The organism is Acidovorax sp. Q11, assembly GCF_054950075.1.
On record NZ_JBUDZG010000012.1, the window covers coordinates 63,572 to 88,860 of the forward strand.

The 25,289-nt window shown below is 66.5% G+C and carries 21 protein-coding genes and 1 pseudogene; 19 read left to right on the top strand and 3 right to left on the bottom strand.

The window, feature by feature from the left end; all coding sequences use genetic code 11:
- Window positions 1-64 precede the first annotated feature (64 nt).
- Complete coding sequence (locus tag ACYZGB_RS11885) at window positions 65-937, top strand: LysR substrate-binding domain-containing protein (protein ID WP_462388469.1); 873 nt, start codon at window positions 65-67, stop codon at window positions 935-937.
- 51 nt (window positions 938-988) lie between these two features.
- On the opposite strand, the gene ACYZGB_RS11890 is transcribed toward ACYZGB_RS11885, so the two are convergent.
- Together ACYZGB_RS11890 and ACYZGB_RS11895 are read right to left on the bottom strand one after the other, a co-directional pair.
- The gene (locus tag ACYZGB_RS11890; protein ID WP_462388471.1) at window positions 989-1,186 is read right to left on the bottom strand and encodes a hypothetical protein; all 198 of its coding nucleotides are present in this window, start codon (window positions 1,184-1,186) and stop codon (window positions 989-991) included.
- A 107-nt stretch (window positions 1,187-1,293) separates the two neighbouring features.
- Entirely contained in the window at window positions 1,294-1,998 is a 705-nt protein-coding gene (locus ACYZGB_RS11895; RefSeq protein ID WP_462388473.1) for a glutathione S-transferase N-terminal domain-containing protein, read from the bottom strand.
- Between the two features lie 92 nt (window positions 1,999-2,090).
- Between ACYZGB_RS11895 and dapF the strand changes: the two genes are divergently transcribed.
- The 3 genes from dapF (at window position 2,091) to ACYZGB_RS11910 (ending at window position 4,764) form a co-directional block, all read left to right on the top strand.
- A complete protein-coding gene (gene dapF, locus ACYZGB_RS11900) occupies window positions 2,091-2,972 on the top strand; it encodes a diaminopimelate epimerase (RefSeq protein WP_462388475.1) in 882 nt (293 codons plus the stop codon).
- Window positions 2,969-3,661 (top strand): DUF484 family protein, encoded by a 693-nt coding sequence (locus ACYZGB_RS11905; protein WP_462388476.1) that lies wholly within the window; start codon window positions 2,969-2,971, stop codon window positions 3,659-3,661. The genes dapF and ACYZGB_RS11905 overlap by 4 nt, the downstream gene beginning before the upstream one ends.
- Before the next feature lie 119 nt (window positions 3,662-3,780).
- Complete coding sequence (locus ACYZGB_RS11910) at window positions 3,781-4,764, top strand: tyrosine-type recombinase/integrase (RefSeq protein WP_462388477.1); 984 nt, start codon at window positions 3,781-3,783, stop codon at window positions 4,762-4,764.
- Between the two features lie 32 nt (window positions 4,765-4,796).
- On the opposite strand, the pseudogene ACYZGB_RS11915 reads toward ACYZGB_RS11910, so the two are convergent.
- Window positions 4,797-6,410 (bottom strand): annotated as a pseudogene (locus ACYZGB_RS11915) (methyl-accepting chemotaxis protein); the annotation flags it as partial.
- A gap of 265 nt (window positions 6,411-6,675) precedes the next feature.
- Between ACYZGB_RS11915 and ACYZGB_RS11920 the strand changes: the two are divergent.
- From ACYZGB_RS11920 to ftsW, 15 genes are all read left to right on the top strand, one after another.
- Window positions 6,676-7,911 carry a class I SAM-dependent rRNA methyltransferase gene (locus tag ACYZGB_RS11920; protein ID WP_462388478.1) on the top strand — a complete coding sequence of 412 codons (1,236 nt, stop codon included), beginning with the start codon at window positions 6,676-6,678 and terminating at the stop codon, window positions 7,909-7,911.
- Between the two features lie 125 nt (window positions 7,912-8,036).
- A complete protein-coding gene (locus ACYZGB_RS11925) occupies window positions 8,037-9,098 on the top strand; it encodes a CobW family GTP-binding protein (protein ID WP_462388480.1) in 1,062 nt (353 codons plus the stop codon).
- Between the two features lie 180 nt (window positions 9,099-9,278).
- Window positions 9,279-10,106 carry an RNA polymerase-binding protein DksA gene (dksA, locus tag ACYZGB_RS11930; RefSeq protein ID WP_462388481.1) on the top strand — a complete coding sequence of 276 codons (828 nt, stop codon included), beginning with the start codon at window positions 9,279-9,281 and terminating at the stop codon, window positions 10,104-10,106.
- Window positions 10,107-10,164: 58 nt separating this feature from the next.
- Window positions 10,165-11,919 carry an STAS domain-containing protein gene (locus tag ACYZGB_RS11935; protein ID WP_462388483.1) on the top strand — a complete coding sequence of 585 codons (1,755 nt, stop codon included), beginning with the start codon at window positions 10,165-10,167 and terminating at the stop codon, window positions 11,917-11,919.
- Window positions 11,920-12,133: 214 nt separating this feature from the next.
- Entirely contained in the window at window positions 12,134-12,697 is a 564-nt protein-coding gene (gene hslV, locus ACYZGB_RS11940; protein ID WP_462388484.1) for an ATP-dependent protease subunit HslV, read from the top strand.
- Window positions 12,698-12,795: 98 nt separating this feature from the next.
- Window positions 12,796-14,121, top strand: coding sequence for an ATP-dependent protease ATPase subunit HslU (hslU, locus tag ACYZGB_RS11945; protein WP_462388486.1), 1,326 nt, complete (start codon window positions 12,796-12,798; stop codon window positions 14,119-14,121).
- A gap of 252 nt (window positions 14,122-14,373) precedes the next feature.
- Window positions 14,374-14,802: a division/cell wall cluster transcriptional repressor MraZ gene (gene mraZ / locus ACYZGB_RS11950; RefSeq protein WP_063460073.1), complete on the top strand. Its 429-nt coding sequence runs from the start codon at window positions 14,374-14,376 to the stop codon at window positions 14,800-14,802.
- Window positions 14,803-14,804: 2 nt separating this feature from the next.
- Entirely contained in the window at window positions 14,805-15,734 is a 930-nt protein-coding gene (gene rsmH, locus ACYZGB_RS11955; RefSeq protein ID WP_094288663.1) for a 16S rRNA (cytosine(1402)-N(4))-methyltransferase RsmH, read from the top strand.
- Between the two features lies 1 nt (window position 15,735).
- Window positions 15,736-16,056 (top strand): cell division protein FtsL, encoded by a 321-nt coding sequence (gene ftsL / locus ACYZGB_RS11960; protein WP_063460075.1) that lies wholly within the window; start codon window positions 15,736-15,738, stop codon window positions 16,054-16,056.
- A complete protein-coding gene (locus tag ACYZGB_RS11965) occupies window positions 16,053-17,798 on the top strand; it encodes a peptidoglycan D,D-transpeptidase FtsI family protein (protein WP_462388487.1) in 1,746 nt (581 codons plus the stop codon). Before ftsL ends, ACYZGB_RS11965 begins: the two co-directional genes overlap by 4 nt.
- Window positions 17,795-19,306, top strand: coding sequence for a UDP-N-acetylmuramoyl-L-alanyl-D-glutamate--2,6-diaminopimelate ligase (locus tag ACYZGB_RS11970; protein WP_462388488.1), 1,512 nt, complete (start codon window positions 17,795-17,797; stop codon window positions 19,304-19,306). The genes ACYZGB_RS11965 and ACYZGB_RS11970 overlap by 4 nt, the downstream gene beginning before the upstream one ends.
- Before the next feature lie 17 nt (window positions 19,307-19,323).
- Entirely contained in the window at window positions 19,324-20,766 is a 1,443-nt protein-coding gene (locus ACYZGB_RS11975; RefSeq protein ID WP_462388546.1) for a UDP-N-acetylmuramoyl-tripeptide--D-alanyl-D-alanine ligase, read from the top strand.
- A 39-nt stretch (window positions 20,767-20,805) separates the two neighbouring features.
- Window positions 20,806-21,984, top strand: a complete 1,179-nt coding sequence (mraY, locus tag ACYZGB_RS11980) for a phospho-N-acetylmuramoyl-pentapeptide-transferase (protein ID WP_462388490.1) — start codon at window positions 20,806-20,808, stop codon at window positions 21,982-21,984.
- On the top strand, window positions 21,981-23,945 hold the full coding sequence (murD, locus tag ACYZGB_RS11985; RefSeq protein ID WP_462388492.1) for a UDP-N-acetylmuramoyl-L-alanine--D-glutamate ligase: 1,965 nt from the start codon (window positions 21,981-21,983) through the stop codon (window positions 23,943-23,945). The genes mraY and murD overlap by 4 nt, the downstream gene beginning before the upstream one ends.
- Window positions 23,942-25,210, top strand: coding sequence for a putative lipid II flippase FtsW (ftsW, locus tag ACYZGB_RS11990; RefSeq protein WP_063460080.1), 1,269 nt, complete (start codon window positions 23,942-23,944; stop codon window positions 25,208-25,210). Before murD ends, ftsW begins: the two co-directional genes overlap by 4 nt.
- Window positions 25,211-25,289 lie beyond the last annotated feature (79 nt).

A 25,289-nucleotide genomic window follows, 5' to 3' on the forward strand; every position in this document is an offset into this window, starting at 1 on the left:
GTCCAATATATTGTTTGTCTTGATTTAGACTTAAAAAGTATCAATTGCCCAAGGGGTTGTCACCATGGAGCTGCGGCACCTGCGTTACTTTGTCGCCCTGGCCGAAGAACTGAGCTTCACGCGCGCAGCCCAGCGCCTGCATGTCTCGCAGCCGCCGCTGAGCCTGCAGATTGCCCTGCTGGAGCAGGAGCTGGGTGCCCAGCTGTTTGTGCGCACCAGCCGGCGCGTGGGGCTGACGCTGGCGGGCCAGGCTTTTCTGGCGGAGGCGCGCGCGGTTCTGGAGCGGCTGGACGCGGCGCGCCAGCGCGTGGCGGCTATCGGCCAGGGGCAGGCGGGGCGCATCGAGGTGGGGCTGTCGGGCTCGCATTTCCTGGGGCCGTTTCCCGCGGCACTTGCGCGTTACCGGCTGAGCCACCCGGGGGTGGACGTGGTGCTGCACGAGATGCAGCCCGCGCTGCAGCAGGAGGCGCTGCGCGACAAGCGCATCGACGTGGGCATTGCGCGCACGGCGGTCAACGACGACAGGCTCGCGAGCACCCTGCTGTGGCCCGACCCCGTGGTGGTGGCCCTGTCGCCGGGCCACCGGCTGGCGGGGCGCAAGGCGCTGGCCTTGGGAGACCTGCGCAGCGAGCCCTTCGTGATGCTGCGCCGCGATTCGTCGGCCCATGCCGAGCACATGGTGCAGTGCTGCGTGCAGGCCGGCTTTGCGCCCCGGGTGGCGCAGACCACGGTGGAGCTGGCCGCCGTGCTCAGCCTGGTGGCTGCGGGGCTGGGCGTGGCCCTGGTGCCGTCTTCGCTCGGCGCGCTGTTCGCTCCGCGCGTGGTGTTCAAGCCCCTGGGCGCCAAGGCGCCGCGCGCCGACGTGCATGCTGTGCAGCGGCGCGACGATGCCATCGGTGTGGTGCCGGAATTCGTGCGGATGGTGTCAGGGGGGTGAGGCGGGCCCACCCTTCTGCCGAAGGCCCTGCCCATGCTGCACGGCGCTGCGTCAACGCAGCGCGCGCAGCTGCTGCAGACGCTGCAGCACAGCGTCGATGACGGCGTTGGCGCCCTCGACGTTGCAGCTCCACAGCATTTCCAGCAACTCGATCAGCGCGATGGCGTTCGTTTCCTGCAGCGCTGCCCGGGCGGCAGCCTGGAGGTCGTGTATGTCCAGATCCTGAAGAACGTCAACGGTCAATCCCATGGGGCACTCCCTGTTTTTTTGAAGAGGCCCATGGTAGGTGCGCGGCGGCTGGGTGGCTGGCCTGCGGACCTGATCGACATCAAAGGCGGGCGAGAAATTGCCCCAGGTCAAGCCCGGGCCGGGATCGCGAGGCCTCGGGCCACCGCCGGACGCGCCACAAAGGCCGCGAGCACACGCTGCACTTGAGTGAACTGGCCAAACTCCACCAGCTCGCCAGCACCGTAAAAGCCGATCAGGTTGCGCACCCAGGGCAGGATGGCGATGTCGGCGATGGTGTACTGGTCGCCCATCACCCATTGTCGGCCTGCCAGGCGCTGGTCCAGCACGCCCAGCAGGCGCTTGGACTCGGCCACATAGCGGTCGCGCGGGCGCTTGTCTTCAAAGTCCTTGCCTGCAAACTTGTGGAAGAAGCCGAGCTGGCCAAACATGGGGCCCACGCCGCCCATCTGCCACATCACCCACTGGATGGTTTTGTAGCGCGCGGCGGCGTCCTGGGGAATCAGCTGGCCGGTCTTGTCGGCCAGGTACAGCAGGATGGCGCCGGACTCGAACAGCGCCAGCGGCTTTCCATCTGGCCCGTTCGGGTCCAGGATGGCCGGGATCTTGTTGTTGGGGTTGAGCGAGAGGAATTCAGGCGAGGTCTGGTCGTTGGTCTCGAAGCTCACCAGGTGGGGCTCGTAGGGCAGGCCCAGTTCTTCGAGCGCAATCGACACCTTCACGCCGTTGGGCGTGGGCAGCGAATATAGCTGCAGGCGGTCGGGGTGCTGGACAGGCCACTTGCGGGTGATGGCAAAAGCGGAAAGATCGGTCATGCGCGGTTCCTGAAAAGCCGGGGGACGAATGGAGTGGCGAAGCCTACGCCCCCTCGCGGTTTGGCGCAGGGCCGGGGCCATAATCCCCTCCCATGCAGATTCGCTTCACCAAAATGCAAGGCGCGGGCAACGATTTCGTGGTGCTCGACGAAACCCAGGGCCGCCTGGGGCTGTCTGCGGCGCAGTACCGCTTCCTGGCCGACCGCCACTTTGGCGTGGGGGCTGACCAGATCCTCACCGTGCGTCCTTCGCCGGGTGAGGGCATTGATTTCGAATACGTGATCCACAACGCCGATGGCGGCGAGGTGGAGCAGTGTGGCAACGGCGCGCGCTGCTTTGCGCGCTTTGTGCACGACAAGGGCCTCACTGGCAAGGACCAGATCCGGGTGCAGACCCAAAGCGGCGTGATCGCCCCGCGCCTCACCGCCGATGGCCGCGTCACCGTGGACATGGGCCGCCCCGAGTTTGACCCTGCCAAGGTGCCCTTTGATGCGTCCGGCCTGGTGCCCGTGGCGCAAGGTTTGGGGCAAAAATGGCCGTTACCGCCTGATGGTAAAGCGCTTTCAGCTATCGTTTTGGTAGCAATTGTGTCCATGGGCAACCCCCATGCCGTGCAGCTGGTGGACAACGTGGACACCGCGCCCGTGCTGGAAACCGGCCCCCTCATCGAAAGCCACCCACGCTTCCCGCAGCGGGTGAATGCGGGCTACCTGCAGATCGTGGACCGCACCCATGTGCGCCTGCGTGTGTTCGAACGCGGCGTGGGCGAGACCCTGGCCTGTGGCACCGGCGCCTGCGCGGCGGTGTCGGCGGGCATCCGCCTGGGCCTGCTCGACCCCGAGGTGCAGGTGGACACGCGCGGCGGCCGCCTCACCATTGCCTGGAGCGGCCAGGAGGCCGATTCCGTTTTCATGACCGGCCCCGCCACCATGGTGTTCGAAGGCCAGATCGACATTCCTGACACCCTCGTATGACGACCTCCCACATCCCACCGATCACCGAAGACGACATCGCCCAGTTTTTGACGAACACCCCCGGCTTCTTCGAGCGGCATGCCGAGGTGCTGGCCAGCGTGCAGATCACCAGCCCCCACGGCGCGCGTGCCGTGAGCCTGCAGGAGCGCCAGGCCGAAATGCTGCGCGAGAAGATCAAGGGCCTGGAGCAGCGCATCATGGAAATGGTACGCAACAGCACCGAAAACGCGGCCATCGCCCACAAGGTGCACCAGTGGACGGGCAGCCTGCTGCAGGTGCGCGACCCGTTCGACCTGCCGCAGGCGGTGGTCGATGGTGTGCGCACCCTGTTCGATGTGCCCCAGGCGGCCGTGCGGGTGTGGGAAGTGGCAGCACCGTACATCGACGCCGATTTCACCCAAGGCGCCAGCGAAGACGCGCGCGCGTTTGCCTCGTCGCTGACCATGCCGTTCTGCGGCCCCAACCTGGGCTTTGAGCCTGCGGGCTGGCTGGCAGCTGAGGCGGGCGAGCCCGCCCAGTCGCTGGCCCTGCTGCCACTGCGCGCGGGCGCCATCGACAGCGCCACGCCTGCGTTTGGCCTGCTGGTGCTGGGCTCGCACGACCCGCAGCGGTTTGATGCCACCATGGGCACCGACTTCCTGTCGCGCATGGCCGAGCTGGCCAGCGCTGCGCTGCTGCGCCTGAAATGATGCCCCCCTGTGCGGCTGCGCCGCTTCCCCCCTGCGGGGGGACGCCACCCCTGGTCCGGCGAAGCCGGTTCCACGGTGGCGCAGGCCTTGGGGTGCGCCAGTTGCTGGGGTAGTGCTCCATGCCCGACGCGCTGCCCACGCAGATCCCCGCAGACCCGCACGTCCTGCGCTACCTGGAGCATGTGCGCGTTGAAAAGCGGCTGGCCGCGCGCACGCTCACGCTCTACACCCTGGACCTGGAAAGGCTGGCCCAGCTGGCGGCGGCGGTGAATGTGCCGCTGTTGCAGCTCACCAGCGCCCACATCCGCCGCTTTGTGGCGCAGATGCACAGCGCAGGGCGCAGTGGGCGCGGCATTGCGCTCATCCTCTCGGGCTGGCGGGGGTTCTTCACCTGGGCCGGGCGGCAGGGGCTGATTCCGCACAACCCGGTGCAGGACGTGCGTGCCCCCAAGGCGCCCAAGCCCTTGCCCAAGGCCCTGGGCGTGGACGACGCCGTGCGGCTGGCCGAGTTTGACAACACCGGTGCCGACCCGTGGCTCGAAGCGCGGGACGCGGCCATGGTCGAGCTGCTGTATGGCTGCGGCCTGCGGGTGGGTGAGCTGGCCGGGCTGGATGCTGTTGCCAACGCCGACACCCATCGCCTGGGGCGTGGCTGGGTGGATCTGCAGGCGGGCGAGGCCCATGTGTTTGGCAAAGGCAGCAAGCGCCGCAGCGTGCCGGTGGGCGCTGCCGCCACGGCCGCGCTGCAGGCCTGGCTGTCCATCCGCGCCACGCCGTTTGGCGGTGAGGGCGCTGCGCGGCTCGATGCCGCGCTGTTTGTGGGCCAGCGGGGGGCGCGGCTCTCGGCGCAGTCCATCTGGCTGCGCCTGCGCCAGCGCAGCCAGCAGGCCGGGCTGACCACGCCCGTGCACCCGCACATGCTGCGCCACTCGTTTGCCAGCCACCTGCTGCAAAGCAGCGGCGACCTGCGCGCGGTGCAGGAGCTGCTAGGCCACGCCAACATCACGACCACGCAGGTCTATACGCGGCTCGACTTTCAGCACCTGGCCAAGGTGTACGACGCGGCCCACCCCCGCGCACGCAGGAAAAAGCCAGGCGGCTAAAGGCCGCTGCTGCCTGACCCGCCGGGGCGCCGTCAGGCCGCAGCGATGCCCGCCGGGCCGTGGCCCAGCAGGTTGCGGCGCGAAGGCTGGTGGGGCAGGGCGGCGCGGTGTTCATACACCTCGGGCAGCTTGAACGTGGCCACGGTGTCCACCAGCTCTCCGGCCTGGTGGTTCAGGCTGGCGGCGGCAGCGGCCATCTCCTCGACCAGGGCGGCGTTCTGCTGGGTGGCCTGGTCCATCTGGGTGACCGCCTCGCTGATCTGGTCCATGCCCTCGCTCTGCTCGGTGCTGGCGGCGCTGATCTCGCCCATGATGTCGGTCACGCGGCGGATGGAGGCGACCACTTCGCTCATGGTCTGCCCGGCGCGGTCCACCAGGGCGGTGCCTGCTTCCACGCGTTCCACACTGTTGCCGATCAGGCCCTTGATTTCGCGCGAGGCCTCGGCCGAGCGGCTGGCGAGCACACGCACCTCGGTGGCCACCACGGCGAAGCCACGGCCCTGTTCACCGGCGCGGGCGGCTTCCACAGCCGCGTTGAGCGCCAGGATGTTGGTCTGGAAGGCGATGGAGTCGATCACCCCGATGATCTCGGTGATCTTGCTGCTGCTGTCGTTGATGTCTTTCATGGTGCGCACCACGTCAGCCACCACGGCGCCACCCTGCATGGCAATGGTGGTGGCACTGTGTGCGAGCTGGTTGGCCTGGCGAGAGCTGTCGGCGTTCTGCCGCACGGTGGCATTGAGCTGTTCCATCGACGCGGCAGTTTCCTCCAGCGCACTGGCCTGCTCTTCGGTGCGAGACGACAGGCTGTTGTTGCCCTGGGCAATCTGCTCGGACGCGCTGGCCACGTTGACCGAACTCTGGTGGACCATGGCGACCATGGCCACGAGGCTGTCCTGCATGCGCTTGAGTTGCGCCATCAGGCTGGTGGTGTCACCGGGCTTGAGGTGGATCGCCACCGTGAGGTCGCCATGGGCCACGCTGCGCGCCAGCGCGCCAGCGCGCCAGCGCGGCAGCGCGGCAGCGCGGCAGCGGTGCCGGGCTCGGTGCCCAGCTCGCCCACGATGCTGCGTGCCACCAAGGTGCCAAAACCCAGTGCAAACAGCACACCACCCGCAATGGCCAGGACCACAAACAGCCGGGTGTTGGCATAGGACACCACCGCCTGCTCGTATTCCTTGCGGGCAGTGTCGAGCTGCACCTGTACCAGTGCGCCCAGCACGTCCTGCAAGGGGTCGAGCGCGGGGTACATCTCCTTGGCGGCATAGGCTGTGAGGGCGGGCAGGTCCTTGCGGCCTATCAGCTCCTCCAGGGTGCGCACAGCGCCATCGGCCTGGGGCTGCAGCGTCTTGAACTGCGCAGTCAGCCGCACCTCGTCGGCCACCAGCTCCGTGGCCAGGTAGGCGCTCCAGTTGTCGCTGATCTCCTTTTTGGCCTTGGCGATGGAGTCCAGCCCCTGCTGGGGGGTGAAGGCGCCGTCCCGCACCTTGTGCGCCGTGTCCACCACATTCACGGCGTAAGCGTCGGACACCAGCTTGATCTGCTTGAGGGGCACTACCCGGTCCTGGTACACCGTGTTCAAGCCCGCGTTGGCGCGCTGCATGCCCGCCAGGCCCACGCTGCCGATCACGGTGGTGAGCAGGCACAGCGCTGCGAGCAGCAGCGACAGGCGGGTGGAGATTTTCAGGTGGCTGAAGTTCATGGGGTACCGCTCCTGATGGGTTGTACTGCCGCGCTTTGAACAGGCTCTGAGACAGGTGGCAGGTGTATCACTCGCCACGGAATTGGCAAGGAATTTTTGCTGCCAATCAAAGAGCGGTTTTGCGCAGACCCCCTGAGCGGGTGACCTGCAGGCGCTGTTTTTTGCGCTGCTGGGGCGTGTGGTTGCCCGGCAACCCGCACAATCCGGGCATGAAAACCCTTCGCCTTCGCCCTGGCAAAGAGCGCTCGCTCTTGCGCCGCCACCCCTGGATCTTTGAATCGGCCATCGCCAAAGGCGGCGGCGACAGCGGCGAGACCGTGCGCGTGGAGTCGCACGAAGGTCAGTTCCTGGCCTGGGCCGCTTACAGCCCCAGCTCGCGCATCCGCGCGCGGGTGTGGAGCTTTGACGAGGCGCAGCGCATTGATGCCCCGTTTTTCATAGCTGCTTGCGCACGTTCCATCATTGCCAGAGCCCGTTTTGATGTGCAAAGTGATGGCGTGCGCCTGGTGCACGGCGAATCCGACGGCCTTCCCGGGCTTATCGTGGACCGTTATGGCGATACGCTGGTGGCGCAGTTCACCAGCGCAGGCACTGAGCGCTGGAAAGGCGTGATTGCCGATGCGTTGCTGCGCGAGACGGGCCTGACCAAGTTGTACGAGCGCTCGGACGCCAGCGTGCGTGCACTGGAAGGCCTCCAGCCCGCCACAGGCTGGCTGCGCGGCGGGCCCACGGGCGCGGTGGGCGATGGCGAAGGGCCGCCGCTTGAACTCACCATCCGCGAACACCAGTGGCGCCTGACCCTCAACATCGCCGAGGGCCACAAGACCGGCTTCTACCTGGACCAGCGTGACAGCCGCAAGCAGTTTGCCGACTACGCGCAGCGCCTGGGCTTCAAGCATGTGCTCAACTGCTTCTGCTACACCGGCGGCTTCAGCGTGGCGGCGCTGGCGGGCATGCGTGCGGCAGGCACCGTGGCCGACGGGCATGTGACCTCCATCGATTCTTCGGGCCCGGCCCTGGAGCGCGCCCGCGCCCATGTGGCGCTCAACGGTTTCGATCCGAACCGGGCCACCTTCCTCGATGCCGATGTGAACGCCTCACTGCGCCAGTTCCTCAAGGAAGGCCAGCGGTTCGACGCCATCATTCTGGACCCACCGAAGTTTGCGCCCACTGCGGCCCACGCCGACCGTGCGGCCCGGGCGTACAAGGACATCAACCGCCTGGCACTGCAGCTGCTCACGCCCGGCGGCGTGCTGTTCACCTTCTCGTGTTCGGGCGGCATCAGCGCCGACCTGTTCCACAAGATCGTGGCCTCGGCCGGGGCCGATGCGGGCGTGGATGGCTTCATTCTGGAGCGCCTGGGCGGCGCGCCCGACCATCCGATGACGCTGGAGTTTCCGGAAGGGGAGTACCTCAAGGGCCTGGTCGTGATGCGCAAAGGGTGAACCCGGCGGCTCCCGGCAGGGGCTTGACAGCCTCGGTACACTGAAAAAACGCCCCCTGTGCGGGGCCCTGCAGCCTGCTGCATTGGGCTGCAGGGCAAGTATTTGACCCCTTGAAAGACAGATTTATGGCACTGATCCCCGTCACCATCCTCACCGGCTTCCTGGGCTCGGGCAAAACGACGCTGCTCAAGCGCCTGCTCTCCGAAGCCCACGGCCAGAAGATTGCCGTGATCGAGAACGAGTTCGGTGAAGAAAACATCGACAACGACATCCTCGTGACCGAGTCCAAGGAGCAGATCGTGCAGATGAGCAATGGCTGCATCTGCTGCACCATCCGCGAAGACTTGCGCGAAACCCTGCAACTGCTGGCCGCCAAGAAGCGCAAGAACCTGCTGGAGTTCGACCGCATCGTGATCGAGACCACCGGCGTGGCCGACCCCGGCCCGGTGGCGCAGACCTTCTTCATGGACGAAGAAATCGCCGAGACCTACCTCATCGACTCGATCATCACGCTGGTGGACGCCAAGCATGCGCCCCAGCAGCTCAACGACCGCCAGGAAGCGCGCCGCCAGGTGGGGTTTGCGGACCAGATCTTCCTGTCGAAGACCGACCTGGTCAGCGCCGAGGAAACCGATGCACTGATCCACCGCCTGAAGCACATGAACCCGCGTGCACCCATCAAGGCAGTGCATTTTGGCGAGGTGCCGCTCAAGGAGGTGCTGGACCTGCGCGGCTTCAACCTCAACGCCAAGCTGGACATCGACCCGGACTTCCTCAAGGAAGAAGAGCACGGGCATGACCACCATGATCACGACCACGAGCATGGCGAGCACTGCAACCACCCCTCGCACCAGCACGACCATGGGCATGGCCACCACCATCACCATGACGACGATGTGAAGAGTTTTGTGTACCGCTCGGATCGCCCCTTCGACCCGGCCAAGCTCGAAGACTTTCTCGGGGCGATTGTCAACATTTATGGCCCGCGCATGCTGCGCTACAAAGGCGTGCTTAATATGAAGGGCACCGAGCGCAAGGTGATCTTCCAGGGTGTGCACCAGCTCATGGGCAGCGACCTGGGCCCCCAGTGGGCCGAGGGCGAGCCCCGGGTGAGCAAGATGGTCTTTATTGGCATCGACCTGCCCAAGGACATCTTCCTGCAGGGGCTGGAGCAGAGCCTGATCTGACCCCCCTTCGCCGGTGTCGGGGCATCGATTCGGCCCGATCTGTGTTGTATCCGCAACGTTTCTGTTTGCGTCAGCCCAGGTCGATACAATCGCGCCCCGGTAAAACCACCCAAGGCTTGCCACCAGTCCCGGGCCGTGAGAGCGGCCAAGGGCCCGCCCGTACAGCGAGGAGACCAGGAAGTGAAAGCCGACACCAGCAAACCCAAGGCGGCCACGAAGGCAACCAAGCCCGCCGCTGCAGCCCCTGCAACGGCACCCAAGCCAGCCGCCAAAGCCGCTGCGGCCAAAGTGGCAGCGGCCGCACCCAAAGCAGCGGCGGCCCCCAAAGCTGTTGTGGCCAAGGCGGCCAGCCCCGCTGTGGCAGCCTCGGCGCCCAGCCCTGCCGCACCGGCCGACTTGCAGGTACCCGTGCGCACAACCCGGCCTTCTTCCCGATTGGCCCAATTGACCGTACCATCCATGGCACAGGCAGTGGCGTCCACCGCTGCCAAAGCCAGTTATCTACATACCATGCCCACGACCGCGCAAGCGCAGCCCACTTTCACGGCTGCCAAAAAAGACCCCAAGCTGGCGAACAACTGGAAAACCAAGTCTGCCGCCGAGCTGACCGACGCTGAAGTCATGGCCATGCCTGACAGCGAGTACATGAACGACAAGCAGATGGCGTTTTTCCGCCTCAAGCTCGTTCAGCTCAAGCAGGACATCCACAACAGCGCTGGCGAAACCACCGAACACCTGCGGGAAGACACCGTGGTGGTGCCCGACCCGGCCGACCGCGCCACGATCGAGGAAGAGCATGCCCTGGAGCTGCGCACCCGTGATCGCGAGCGCAAGCTGCTCAAGAAGATTGAGCAGTCCATCGCTCGCATCGACGCTGGTGACTACGGTTACTGCGACGAGACCGGCGAGCCCATCGGCACGGGCCGACTGATCGCCCGCCCCACGGCCACCCTGTCGCTGGAAGCGCAGCAGCGCCGCGAACTCAAGCAGAAGATGTTCGGAGACTGATCGGGCCCCACGGCCTGATGACGATCATCGCTGCGCACTCTCCCCTGTACCCTGAGCCATGAGCAAGGAAGAAACCACCCCCGGCGGCCTACTATCGAAGGTGGTTCGGTTCGTGAAGAATCCCACCGTGAACTGGACGGAGCTGGACTCCATCCAGGACGACCGGGAGAGTCAGTACAGCAAGCAGATGCTCAAGGAGATGATCGAGCGCAAGCGCCGCAACGACTTCGTGCGGCGCCGCGAGTTCGATCAGCTGCGCAAGCTGCGCCAGCGCGAAGTGCTGCAAGGCCAGCGCGTGGAAGATGCTGCCGGCCGCCCCTCGTTCTTTCAAAGCAGTATGGCCTCGCCCGATGAGCGCGCCGTCACGCTCAAGAAGATCGACGAGATCGAGGCGCAGATGTCGCAGCAGTGGTGGAAGAGCAAGCAGGGAGCCGATGCCCCCACCCAGCCCGGTGTGATGCCCGGATCCAGCGCGGAGCCCTCCGACTCCGCGCACGCCAGAGCCTATGCCCCCACAGCCCCTGGCAGCCTGCCTGCGCCGCTGGACAACAAGGCCGCTGTCCAGCCGCTGTTTGCCGATGACAGCATGGCCATTGGCAAGTTTGGTGGCACCGATGCGCAGATGCTCGCGGGCAACCACCAGTCTGTCGAGGCGTCCTTCAGCCCTGCGGCCCCTGCGGCAGCGCCCGCGACCGCATTCGAACCGGAGGAATTCGTGCACGAACCCGACCTAGAAGAAGCCGCCATCCGGTTTGCCAACGGTGACCACGCGGGTGCAGAGTCCGGCCTGCTGGATGTGCTGGCCCAGCACCAGCAGGACGAGCCCGAGCAGCAGCTTGAAATCTGGATGACGCTGTTTGACCTGTACCGCGCCACCGGGCAACACGACCGTTTTGATGCGCTGGCCATCGACTTTGCGGCCCAGTACAGCCGCTCGGCCCCCCTGTGGTTCTCGATGCCGGAGCTGCTCGGGATGGTGGCTGCGGCCGCCCCCGCCGCAGGTGCGGCAGAGGCCGCGCCTGCAGCCAGCATGCGCCGCGATTTCAGCTGGAATGCGCCCCCCACGCTCGCGGTGTCTTCGGTGGCCGCCCTGCAGGCCTCGCTGGCACGCGCAGCGTCCCCTTGGACGCTGTCCTGGTCGCGCCTCACCGGCATCGACGAGGCGGCGGTGCCCCTGCTGGCCGACCTGGTCTCGCAGTGGTCCGACCGCGAAGGCCAGCTGGTGTTTTCGGGGGTGGAAAAACTCAACGCCCTGCTCGACGCCAAGACCCAGTCGGGCGACCGGTCCAACAGCCCCGAATGGTGGCGTCTGCGCATGGCCATGATGCGGCTCATGGGCAAGCCCGATGAGTTCGAGCTGGTGGCGCTGGACTACTGCGTCACCTACGAGGTCTCGCCCCCGTCCTGGGTGTCGCCACGCTGCGGGTATTCCGACAACGAAGGCGTGTCCTCCGGCGCAGCGCCCCTGGCGGCCGACAGCGATTTCATGGCCTCCGACCTGGGCGAGCTGTCCGCGCCCGCGCCGCTGGAGTCCGGGCCCGTGGCCCAGCTCAGTGGCCACATCGACGGCGATGCCACGCCGCTGCTGCAGCCTTTCGAGGCCTTCCTGCGGCCCGGCGTGCCCCTGACCATTGCCTGCGACAAGCTCATCCGCGTGGATTTTGCGGCGGCGGGCTCGGTGCTCAACTGGGCGGCCGAGCAACAAGGGCATGGCCATGTGGTGCAGTTCCACAACCTGCAGCGGCTGGTGGCGATTTTCTTCAACGTGATCGGCATCAACGAACACGCCTGGGTGGTTCCGCGGAAGAATTGACTCCCCCTGAGTCGCTTCGCGCCTTCCCCCTGAGGGGGACGCCCCCAGTGCACGCAAGCGAAGCGCCGCATCCGCGGCTTGGCGGCCCTTGCACGGGGGGCACTGACCTCGGCAGTGCCAGTTTGGCGGCTGCGTACAGTGGCGTGGGTTGGCTTGTAGCGTGTGGCGCCATCTTGGCTTGAAAGTGGCGTCCGCGCCCCCACCTGCGCCAGCTATGGACTCATCTCAAACCACCCCGGTGTTCCACGGCACCACCATCCTCAGTGTGCGCCGCCAGACGCCCACAGGCATCCAGGTCGCCATTGGCGGCGACGGCCAGGTCACGTTGGGCAACATCGTGGTCAAAGGCACGGCGCGCAAGGTGCGCAAGCTCTACCACGGCAAGGTGCTGGCGGGTTTTGCGGGCGCCACGGCCGATGCCTTCACGCTGTTCGAGCGGTTTGAGGCCAAGCTGGAAAAGCACCAGGGCCACCTGACGCGCGCGGCCATCGAACTCACCAAGGACTGGCGCACCGACCGCGTGCTGCGCCGCCTCGAAGCCATGCTGGCCGTGGCCGATGCAAGCGCCTCGCTCATCATCACGGGCAATGGCGATGTGCTGGAGCCCGAGCAGGGCATCGTGGCGATCGGCTCGGGTGGCGCCTACGCGCACTCGGCCGCCAAGGCGCTGCTGGTCAACACCGATCTGTCCGCACAGGAGATCGTGAAGAAGTCGCTCGAAATTGCGGGCGAGCTCTGCATCTACACCAACATGAACCACACCATCGAAACGCTGTAAGGCGGCGAGGTGCGTTTACTCACATTTTGATAGCTGTTTGCGCTTATCCATTGAGCGCAGGCGGCTGTTTTTGCTTTGAATTTGAAGGCAGGCCCCGCATGTCCTCCATGACCCCCCAGGAAATCGTCTCCGAACTCGACCACCACATCGTGGGCCAGGCCAGCGCCAAGCGCGCTGTGGCCATTGCGCTGCGCAACCGCTGGCGCCGCCAGCAGGTCGAAGGCAGTCTGCGCCACGAGATCACGCCCAAGAACATCCTCATGATCGGCCCCACCGGCGTGGGCAAGACCGAGATCGCGCGACGCCTGGCGCGGCTGGCGGACGCTCCCTTCATCAAGGTCGAGGCCACCAAGTTCACCGAGGTGGGCTATGTGGGCAAGGACGTGGATTCCATCATCCGCGACCTGGCCGAGATGGCCGTCAAGCAAACGCGCGAGGCCGAGATGAAAAAGGTGCGCATGCGCGCCGAAGACGCCGCCGAGGAGCGCATCCTGGACGTGTTGATCCCGCCCGCCCGTGCCGCCACGGGCTCCGAGCCTGCGGCCGACAGCACTGCCAGGCAGGTGTTCCGCAAGAAGCTGCGCGAAGGTGCCCTGGACGACAAGGAGATCGAGATCGATGTGGCCGAGGCCCGCGCGCCGCTGGAGATCATGGGCCCGCAGGGCATGGAGGAAATGACCGAGCAACTGCGCGGCATGTTCAGCCAGATGGGCCAGGACCGGCGCCGCGCGCGCAAGCTCAAGATCGCGGAAGCACTGAAGCTGCTCACCGACGAAGAGGCGGCCAAGCTCGTGAATGAGGAAGAGATCAAGACAAGGGCGGTGCAGAACGCCGAGCAGAACGGAATTGTCTTCATCGACGAAATCGACAAGGTGGCTGCGCGGCAGGAAAGCAGCGGGGCGGACGTGTCACGCCAGGGCGTGCAGCGCGACCTGCTGCCGCTGGTGGAGGGCACGACGGTTTCCACCAAGTACGGCATGATCAAGACGGACCACATCCTGTTCATCGCCTCGGGCGCGTTCCACCTGTCCAAGCCCAGCGACCTGATCCCGGAACTGCAGGGGCGGTTCCCGATCCGTGTGGAGCTGGAGTCGCTGTCGGTCCAGGACTTCGAGGCCATCCTCACGCAGACGCATGCCTCGCTGGTCAAGCAGTACCAGGCGCTGCTGGCCACCGAGGGCGTCACGCTGGAGTTTGCGCCCGAGGGCATCACGCGCCTTGCGCACATCGCCTTTGACGTGAACGAGCGCACCGAAAACATCGGCGCACGCCGGCTGTCCACCGTCATGGAGCGCTTGCTCGATGAGGTCAGTTTTGATGCGGCGCGCCTGTCGGGGCAGACGGTGACCGTGGATGCGGCTTACGTGGATACCCGTCTGCAGACCCTGAGCCAGGACGAAGACCTGTCGCGCTACATCCTGTGACGATACGTCCCGGTCTTGAGAGGTCACTTTCATAGGCTTCTGTAAGCTCTTCTTTTTCAACAACTTTTGGCCCTTTGTGGGCTGCAAAGTCGCGCCTAAGTTGTTGATTTCATTACCAAAGTTTGGTGGACACCCTCTTGTTCGGTGTGCTTTTCCTGCTACAGTGCAAAAAAGTGCAATTAAGTGGTGAAAAGTGCCCTCAAAGTCCGTTCCCGGGCCTGCGAGGCGCAAAACCAAACTGGGAATCTGTCCGTGTTTCAAGGTGCCTCGTCGCTAAGTCTCGATGCGAAGGGTCGGCTGTCCGTGCCGACCCGGCATCGTGACGTGCTCGCGGCCACCGCAGCGGGCCAGCTCACGATCACCAAACACCCGCATGGCTGCCTGATGGTGTTCCCCCGCCCTGAGTGGGAGAAGTTCCGCGAGCGCATTGCCCAATTGCCCATGTCCGCCCAGTGGTGGAAGCGCATCTTTCTGGGCAATGCGATGGACGTGGAGATGGACGCCACGGGCCGCGTGCTGATTTCCCCCGAGCTGCGCGAGGCGGCCGGTATTTCCAAGGACACCATGCTGCTGGGCATGGGCAACCACTTCGAACTCTGGGACAAGGCCACTTACGACGAGCAGGAGGCCAAGGCCATGCAGGGCGAGATGCCGGATGTCTTCAAGGACTTCTCCTTCTGACCATGACATCCACTCCTTTGCAACACACCACCGTCCTGCTCGAAGAAGCCGTGGACGCCTTGCTGGGCGGCGCGGGCCCTGAGCCTGCGGGCACTTGGGTGGACGGCACCTTCGGGCGGGGGGGGCACTCGCGGCGCATCCTGCTGCGGCTGGGCCCCCAAGGGCGTCTTGTCGCGTTTGACAAGGACCCCGAAGCCATCGCCGAAGCAACGCGCATCACCGATGCGCGTTTTTCCATTCGGCACGAGGGTTTTCGCCATCTGGCCGATTTGCCGCCCGCCAGCGCCGCTGGCGTGCTGATGGACCTGGGCGTGAGTTCGCCCCAGATCGACAGCCCCGAGAGGGGTTTCAGTTTCCGTTTTGACGGCCCGCTGGACATGCGCATGGACACCACGCGCGGCGAAAGCGTGGCCGATTGGTTGGCCACGGCCGAAGTCGGTCAGATTGCGGAGGTGATACGTGACTACGGTGAAGAACGGTTTGCTGGCCCCATTGCAAAGGCGATTGTTGCTCGGCGCGAAGAGCGGGGCCCTCTTGCAACCACCGCCGAACTGGCCGATCTCGTGGCTGGCGCGGTCAAAACCCGCGAGCCGGGCCAGAACCCTGCAACGCGCACATTTCAAGCTCTTCGGATTTTCATCAACGCCGAGCTTGAAGAGCTGCAACAGGCGCTAGAGGCCAGCCTCTCGGTGCTGCAGCCGGGTGGGCGCCTGGTGGTGATCAGCTTCCACTCGCTCGAAGATCGCATCGTCAAGCAGTTCATCGCCAAGCACTCCAAGGAGGTGTACGACCGCCGTGCGCCTTTTGCCAAGCCGCAGGCGATGAAGCTTGTGGCGCTGGACCGCATCAAGCCCTCTGCCGCCGAGGTCGAGGCAAACCCCCGCGCTCGCAGCGCGATCATGCGCGTGGCCGAACGCACGGCCACCGTCTGATATGACCAGGCTCAACCTCGTCCTGCTGGTGGCCGTGCTGGCCAGTGCCATCTATCTGGTGCACACCCAGTACGAGTCACGCCGCCTGTTCACCGAGCTGGACCGCGCGATTGCCGAGGCGCGCCGCCTGGAAACCGAGCACCAGCGTCTGCAGGTGGAAAAACGTGCGCAGGCCACGCCGCTGCGTGTGGAGAAGATCGCCCGCGACCAGCTGAAAATGCGCACGGCCACGCCGGCCATCACGCAGTACGTGTCCGACCCGCAGGGTGCGGCGGTCGCAGCGGCCAGCACCGCGGCGCAGCCCGGGAGCGCACAGCCATGAGCCGCAGCGTGGTCTACACCGCAAGCCCCCTGCTGGCCAGCAAGACGCCGGTTTGGCGCAGCAAGTTCATCGTGGCGATGATCGCGCTGGGCTTCGTGGGCCTGGGCGCGCGCGCGGCCTATGTGCAGGTGTTTGGCAACGATTTCTTCCAGCGCCAGGGCGAGGTGCGCTTTGCCCGCACGCTGGAGCTGCCCGCCAATCGCGGCAAGATCCTGGACCGCAACGGCCTGATCCTGGCGTCCAGCGTGCCAGCGGCCAGCATCTGGGCCATCCCCGAGGATGTGGACCAGGACAAGCCCGAGGTGCGCGCCAAGCTCAAGCAGCTGGCCAAGCTGCTCGACATGCCCCAGGCCGAGCTGATGAAAAAGCTGGCCGACGAGGACAAGACCTTCGTCTGGGTCAAACGCCAGCTGGACTGGGACGTGGGCCAGCAGATCGCCAAGCTCGACATCAAGGGCATCTACCAGCGCAAGGAATACAAGCGCCAGTACCCCGAGGGCGAGGCGGCTGCCCACGTGGTGGGTTTCACCAACGTGGAAGACCATGGCCAGGAAGGCATGGAGCTGGCCTTCAACAAGGATTTGGCGGGCAAGCCGGGCTCGCGCCGGGTGATCAAGGACCGCCTGGGCCGGGTGGTCGAGGGCGTGGGCGAGACCGTGCCGCCGGTGGATGGCAAGGACATGCAGCTGTCCATCGATAGCAAGGTGCAGTTCTTTGCCTACCAGAAGCTGCGCGACCAGGTCACGGCCCACAAGGCCAAGGCGGGCAGCGTGGTGGTGCTGGATGCCCACACGGGCGAGGTGCTGGCGTTGGCCAACTACCCCAGCTACGTGCCCGACAAGCGCCACAACCTCACGGGCGAGCAGCTGCGCAACCGCGCGCTCACCGACACCTTCGAGCCGGGCTCGACCATGAAGCCCATCACCATCGGCCTGGCGCTTGAAAGCGGCCGGGTGCGACCCGAAACCGTGGTGGACACCACCCCGGGCCGCATCAACATCACGGGTTCCACCATTTCGGACACGCACAACTACGGCGTGCTCACGGTGGAAGGCGTGATCCAGAAATCCAGCAACGTGGGCACCACCAAGCTCGCCATGCAGATGCCCGCGCGCGAGATGTGGGAGACCTTCTCGGCCGCAGGTTTTGGCCAGAAGCCGCAGATCGACTTCCCCGGTGCGGTCAGCGGGCGGCTGCGCCCGTACAAGACCTGGCGCCCCGTGGAGCAGGCCACCATGTCCTATGGCTACGGCCTGTCGGCCAGCCTGTTCCAGATGGCGCGTTCGTACACCGTGTTTGCCAACAGCGGGCGCGTGATCCCCGCGACGATGCTCAAGTCCGACCAGCCCGCCGTCGGGGTGCCGGTGTTTTCCGAGCGCACGGCTGACCAGGTGCGCAAGATGCTGCAGATGGCCGCAGGTCCCGGCGGCACGGGCCAGAAGGCGCAGACCGTGGGCTACTCGGTGGGCGGCAAGTCCGGCACGGCACGCAAGCAGGTCGGCAAGAACTACGCCATCGGCAAATACCGCGCCTGGTTCACCGGCATGGCGCCCATCGACAAGCCCCGCATCGTCGTGGCCGTGATGATCGACGAGCCCAGCAACGGCGTGTACTACGGCGGTGCCGTGGCCGCGCCGGTGTTCAGTGAAGTGGTGCAGCAGACGCTGCGCATGATGGGCGTGCAGCCCGACATGGCCGTCAAGCCGCAGATCGTGGCCAACGCGGTGGAGGAGTCGCTGTGACGGCCACACCACTGCCCCTGCTCACCTCGGTGCACGACGCCGTGGCCTGGCTGCGCGAGCGTGTCACGGGCACGCTGCAGACCGACAGCCGCCAGATCCGTCCGGGCGATGGTTTCATCGCCTGGCCCGGCGCCGCCACCGACGGCCGCGCGCACATTGGCGATGCGCTCGCACGCGGGGCCGTGGCCTGCCTGGTGGAGCACGAAGGCGCCGAGGCGTTTGTGTTGGCGGGCTTGCCCGTCGCCGCACTGCACGGCCTGAAGGCCGCCACGGGCCTGATTGCCGCCGACTGGTTCGAACACCCCACGCAGGGCCTGGACGTGCTCGCCGTGACGGGCACCAACGGCAAGACCAGCACCAGCTGGTGGCTGGCCGAAGCACTCAATGTGCTATCAAAAAATGAGCTGTATGGGCATGATGGGTGCGCGGTAGTAGGTACTTTGGGCATTGGAACGCCCCCTGTGCTCACCAGCACAGGCATGACCACGCCCGACCCCGTGCGCCTGCAGCGCGCTTTCCGGCAGTTTGCCGATGCGGGCCGTGGCGCCTGCGCCATTGAGGCCTCCTCCATCGGCTTGGCCGAGCACCGCATGGTGGGCACCCGCATCCGGGTGGCGCTGTTCACCAACTTCACGCAGGACCACCTGGACTACCACGCGGGCATGGCTGCCTACTGGCAGGCCAAGAGCATGCTCTTTGACTGGCCGGGCCTGCAGGCCGCCGTGGTCAACATCGACGATGCGCGCGGGGCTGAGCTGCACACCACGCTCGCCGGGCGCCACCTGGATCTGTGGAGCGTCTCCGTCACCGGCCCCGCCCGGCTGGCCGCGCGCGACATCGGCATGGGCGACGGTGGCCTGCGCTTCACCGTGGCCGAAGGCGTGCAGGCGCATGTGCTGCAGACGCGCGTGATTGGGCTGTACAACGTCTCCAACTTGCTGGGCGTGCTGGCCGGGCTGCGCGCGCTGGGCGTGCCGCTGGAGCACGCGCTGTACGCCTGCGCCCAACTCTCGCCCGTGCCGGGCCGCATGGAGCAGATCCACCAGAGCGGCCAGCCCCTGGTGGCCGTGGACTACGCCCACACGCCCGATGCGCTGGAAAAAGCCCTGCTGGCCCTGCGCCCCATCGCTGCCGAGCGCGGCGGGCAGCTGTGGTGCGTGTTTGGCTGCGGAGGCGACCGCGACGCAGGCAAGCGCCCGCTGATGGGCGCCGTCGCCCAGCAACAGGCCGATCAGGTGGTCGTGACCAGCGACAACCCGCGCAGCGAAGACCCTGCCGCCATCCTGCACCAGATCCTGCAAGGCACCATCGCCAGCACCGCCGTGCAGGCCGAGCCCGACCGCGCCGCCGCCATCGCACTTGCCGTGGCTGCCGCCGCGCCCGCCGATGTGGTGCTGATTGCCGGCAAGGGCCATGAAAACACCCAGGAGACGGCGGGTGTGCACCAGCCGTTCTCCGACATGGCCCATGCGCTCGGTGCGCTGCAGGCCCGAGGAGCCCGTCCATGAGCGCCACCCCCGGCACCATGCTCACCCTGCAACAGGCGTTGGCGCTGCTGCAGCCGCAGATCCCCGCCGCGCGCCTGGTGGGCGAGGGCGTCACGGCCCTGGCCCGCGTGCACACCGACACGCGCACCTTGCAGCCCGGCGATTTGTTCGTGGCGCTCAAGGGCGAGCGCTTTGACGCCAATGCCTTCCTGGCCGACGCACGCGCCGGGGGCGCCGCTGCGGCCATCGCCCATGGCGGCCTCGCCGCTGCGGGCCTGCCGGGCATCGAGGTGCCCGACAGCCTGACCGCCCTGGGGGCGCTGGCCACGGGCTGGCGAGCGCAGTTCAGCCTGCCGCTGATCGGCGTGACCGGCAGCAACGGCAAAACCACGGTGACGCAGATGATTGCGTCCATCCTGCGCGCCTGGCAGGGCGAGGCAGCGTTTGCCACGCAGGGCAATTTCAACAACGACATCGGTGTGCCGCTGATGCTGCTGCGCCTTACGCCCGCACACCGCGCCGCCGTGATCGAGATGGGCATGAACCACCCGGGCGAAATCTCCCAGCTCGCTGCCATGGCCCGGCCCACGGTGGCGCTGGTCAACAACGCGCAGCGCGAGCACCTGGAGTTCATGCACACCGTCGAGGCCGTGGCGCGCGAGAACGGCTCGGTGTTTGCCAGCCTGCCCGCCGATGGCGTGGCGGTGTTTCCGGCGGGCGATGCCTACACGGGCCTGTGGCAGTCGCTGGCACTGGCGCAGCCGGGCCGCCGCACGCTCATGTTTGGCGAGGGCGGCGATGTCCGCTGTGCGCGCGCCGCCTGGGAGCGCGGCGCCTGGGCGGTGGCCATTGCCACGCCCCGGGGCGAGGTCGCCACGCGCCTGCACATTGCTGGCCGCCACAACGTGACCAATGCCCTGGCCGCCACCGCCTGCGCGCTGGCCGCAGGCGCACCGCTGGCCGCCATTGCGCAGGGGCTGCGCGACTTCACGCCGGTCAAGGGCCGCTCTCGCGCGTTCAGCGTGGCAGTGGCGGGCCGCGAGGTCACGGTGGTGGACGACACCTACAACGCCAACCCCGACTCCATGCGCGCCGCCATCGAGGTGCTGGTCGAACTGCCCGGCCCGCAGTTGCTGGTGATGGGCGACATGGGCGAGGTGGGCGATCAGGGGCCGGAGTTCCACGCCGAGGCCGGGGCACTCGCCCACTCGGCGGGTATTCCTCTGCTGTTTGCGCTGGGTGCGCAGTCGGTGCACGCGGCTTCGGCCTATGGCAGCGGCGCCCGGCATTTCAACGATATGGGTGCACTGCTGGATGCAGTGCGCCAGGCCCTGCCCACGGTGGGCAGCGTGCTGGTCAAGGGATCGCGATTCATGAAGATGGAACAGGTGGTGGGGGCCATTGCAGCCGCTGCACCACCCCAAGAACAACAACAAAAGTCGATGGAATCACTGGAGGGACCCCATGGCGCAACACATTGACATTGCCCGCGTGGTGCCAGCCTTGGCCGGAGGTGCCCCATGCTGCTGATGCTGTCGCAATGGCTGCAAGGGCTGTCGCCCGAGTTCGGCTTTTTCCGCGTGTTCCAGTACCTCACCTTCCGTGCGGTGATGGCGGCCATGACGGCGCTGCTCATCGGTCTGGTGGCAGGCCCCAAGGTGATCCGCATCCTCACTTCGCTCAAGATCGGCCAGCCCATCCGGGGCTACGCGATGCAGTCGCATCTGTCCAAGAGCGGTACGCCCACCATGGGCGGCGTGCTGATTCTGCTTTCGATCGCCATTTCCACACTGCTGTGGTTCGACCTGTCCAACCGCTTCGTGTGGATCGTGCTCATCGTCACGTTGGGCTTCGGTGCCATCGGATGGGTGGATGACTGGCGCAAGGTGGTCAACAAGGACCCCGAGGGTATGCGCTCGCGCGAGAAGTATTTCTGGCAATCGGTGATCGGCCTGATCGCTGCGCTGTACCTCGCATTCAGCATTTCTGAAAGCTCCAACGCCAAGGTGTGGGAGCTGTTCGTGGCCTGGGTGCAGTCGGGCTTTTCTCTCGACCTGCCCCCCAAGGCCGGGTTGCAGCTGCCGTTCTTCAAGGAGATCAGCTACCCGCTGGGCGTGCTGGGCTTCGTGGTCCTGACCTACCTCGTCATCGTGGGTTCGAGCAATGCCGTCAACCTGACCGACGGCCTGGACGGCCTGGCCATCATGCCCGTGGTGATGGTGGGCTCGGCCCTTGGTGTGTTTGCCTATGTCACCGGCAGCTCGGTGTATTCCAAGTACCTGTTCTTCCCTCACATTCCAGGCTCGGGCGAGTTGCTGATCTTCTGCGCCGCCATGGCCGGTGCGGGGCTGGCCTTCCTGTGGTTCAACGCCCACCCCGCCCAGGTGTTCATGGGCGACGTGGGCGCGCTGGCCCTCGGCGGCGCGCTGGGCACCATCGCCGTGATCGTGCGGCAAGAGATCGTGCTGGCCATCATGGGTGGCATCTTTGTGGTCGAGGCCCTGTCGGTGATGCTGCAGGTGACCTGGTTCAAGTACACCAAGAAGCGCTACGGCGAAGGCCGTCGGCTGCTGAAGATGGCGCCGCTGCACCACCACTTTGAAAAGAGCGGCTGGAAGGAAACGCAGGTGGTTGTGCGCTTCTGGATCATCACCATGCTGCTGTGCCTGATAGGCCTGTCCACCCTGAAACTGCGATGAACCCGTACGATCCCTCCACCGTCCCTGGCACCCCGGGTGTGCATGAGGCCACGCCGACCGAGGCGGGGCTGGGCGTGGGCGTGCCAGGTGTTGTGAGCGCCGAGCCAGTCGCTGATGCGGATGTTGGTGTGGATACGGGTATGGGCCTGCAGGACGAAGCCGCGCCCGAGCTGACAGCGTCGGCCGACGCCGAGGTTCCACCGCCCGCTGCCGACTCCCCCGCAGCGCCAGCTTCGGGCAACCCCAGCACCGCCTGGAACCCCGAGGCCGTGCCTGCCATCTCGGCCGCCAAGGCCGCCGCCGATTTTGTGGCCCAGATTTTTGCCGAGGTGGCTGCCCCCGAAGGGCCCGCTGCTGCTGAGCCCGACGCCATGCAAGACGCGGACGCGCAGGAAGAAGCCTTGCCCGCAGCGCCCCTTGTCAGTGCTGTCGAGGCCATGGCCCAGCTGCTGCAGGGCCAGAATATCCTCATCCTGGGCCTGGGCGCCTCGGGCATGGCCATGGCGCGCTGGTGTGTGCGCTGCGGGGCACAGGTCACCGTGGCCGACACCCGCGCGACCCCGCCCCAGCTGCCCGCGCTGCAGCAGGAGACGCCCCAGGTCCGCTTCGTGGCGGGCGCCTTCGATGCCAGCCTGGTGGTGGGGCAGAACCTGCAGGCCGTCTACCGCTCGCCCGGGCTGAGTCCACAACAGGTTGCTCCTGTTTTGGGAGCTTCTGAGGCAAATGGGGTGCGCGCAGGGGGCGAATTAAGCTTGTATGCCGATGCGCTGGCGGCACTGCGCGCCTCGCATGCATATGCGCCTGCGGTGCTGGCCATCACCGGCACCAACGGCAAGACCACCGTGACCTCGCTCACCGGCCAGCTGGTGGAGCGCGCCGGCAAAAGCGTGGCGGTGGCGGGCAACATCGGCCCCACGCTGCTGGACACGCTGGCCACGCACCTGGACGCCGACACGCTGCCCGAGGTGTGGGTGCTGGAGCTGTCGAGCTTCCAGCTCGATGGCGTTACGGGCTTCGAGCCCACGGCCGCCACGGTACTCAACATCACCCAGGACCACCTCGACTGGCACGGCAGCATCGAGGCCTATGCCGCCGCCAAGGCCCGCATCTTTGGCCAGGCCGGCCTGATGATCCTGAACCGCGAAGACCCGGCCGTGATGGCGATGCTGCCGCCGCCCGTCAAGGTCAAGCTACAAAAGCCCCAGGTGCGTGCCCACATCACCTTTGGTGCCGACATGCCCCGGCGCCCGGGCGACTTCGGCATCGAGGTCGTGAGTGGCATGCCCTGGCTGGTGCGCGCCAATGACGCCGACGAAACCCGCAAGCGCGGCCGCAATGAGGTGGAGGAAGAGCTGCACATCCAGCGGCTCATGCCCGCCGACGCGCTGCGCATCCGGGGGCGCCACAACGCCACCAACGCACTGGCCGCGCTGGCCCTGGCCTCGGCCACGGGTTGCCCGCTGGCGCCCATGCTGTACGGCCTGCGCGAATACCGGGGCGAGCCGCACCGCGTGGAGCCCGTGGCCATCATCCAGGGCGTGGAGTACTTCGACGACAGCAAAGGCACCAACGTGGGCGCCACGGCGGCCGCGCTTGTCGGGCTGGGCGCCGAGCGCCGTCTGGTGGTCATCCTGGGCGGCGAGGGCAAGGGGCAAGACTTTGCGCCCCTGGCCGCGCCCGTGGCGCGCTTTGCACGCGCCGTGGTGCTGATCGGCCGCGACGCGCCACTGATCCGCGCCGCGCTGCAGGACACCGGTGTGGCGCTGCTGGACGCCCCCACGCTGCCCGAGGCCGTGGCACTGGCCGCCCAGCGCGCCCACGCGGGCGACGCGGTGCTGATGTCACCCGCCTGCGCCAGTTTTGACATGTTCAAGGACTACGAACACCGTGCGCAGGTTTTCTGCGACACCGTGCGTGCCATGGCCGACGACGCAGGCCAATCGGCGGAGGGCATGGCATGACGGCACCCGCCAGCACCTTGCTGCAACGCCTGACTGGCTGGTTCGGTGGCCTGCCCGGCAAGGCGGCCGATGTGCTGCCCGTGCGCGTGGGCGGCACCGAATACCGCCAGTCTTCCAGCACACCCGCAAGTGTGCTGGGCTTTGACCAGACCCTTTTGTGGGTGGTGGTGGCGCTGCTCGCTTGGGGGCTGGTGATGGTGTATTCGGCGTCGATTGCCATGCCGGACAACCCCCGGTTTGCCAACTACTCGCCCACCCATTTCCTCACCCGGCACATGATGTACCTGGTGGTGGGGTTCGTGGCGGCCCTGCTCGCGTTTCAGGTGCCCATGCTGCTGTGGGAGCGGGTGGCGCCCTGGCTGTTTGTGGTGGCACTGCTCCTGCTGGTGGCGGTGCTGATCCCCGGCGTGGGCAAGGTGGTCAATGGGGCGCGGCGCTGGCTGTCCATCGGGCCCATTGGTTTCCAGCCCTCCGAGGTGGCCAAGTTTGCCGTGCTGATCTACGCGGCCGACTACATGGTGCGCAAGATGGAAGTGAAGGAACGCTTCTTCCGCGCCGTGCTACCCATGGGCGCGGCCGTGGCCATCGTGGGTGTGCTACTGCTGGCCGAGCCGGACATGGGCGCCTTCATGGTGGTGGCCGTGATTGCCATGGGCATCCTGTTCCTGGGCGGCGTCAACGCGCGCATGTTCTTCCTGATTGCGGGTGTGCTGGTGGGGGCCTTTGCGCTCATGATCGCCAGCTCGCCCTGGCGGCGCGAGCGGGTGTTTGCCTACCTCGACCCTTTCAGCGAACAGCACGCGCTGGGCAAGGGCTACCAGTTGTCGCACTCGCTGATCGCCATTGGGCGGGGCGAGATTTTTGGCGTGGGCCTGGGTGGCAGCGTGGAAAAGCTGCACTGGCTGCCCGAGGCCCACACCGACTTCCTGCTGGCCGTGATCGGCGAGGAGTTTGGCCTGGTGGGCGTGCTGGCCCTCATCGTGCTGTTCTTCTGGATGATCCGCCGCATCATGCACATCGGCCGCCAGGCGATTGCGCTGGACCGCGTGTTCTCCGGCCTCGTCGCGCAGGGCGTGGCGATCTGGATCGGCTTTCAGGCCTTTATCAACATGGGCGTGAACCTGGGCGCCTTGCCGACCAAGGGGCTCACGCTGCCGCTGATGAGTTTTGGCGGGTCGGCGATCCTGATGAATCTGGTGGCTTTGGCTGTTGTCCTGCGCGTGGACTACGAAAACAAGCTTCTCATGCGCGGAGGCCGCGTATGAGAAGTTTGTTTCACAAAAACAAGCGGTGCATTGCGCAAGCAATGCCAGGCACGCAGTGCCTCATGCGCGGAGGCCGCGT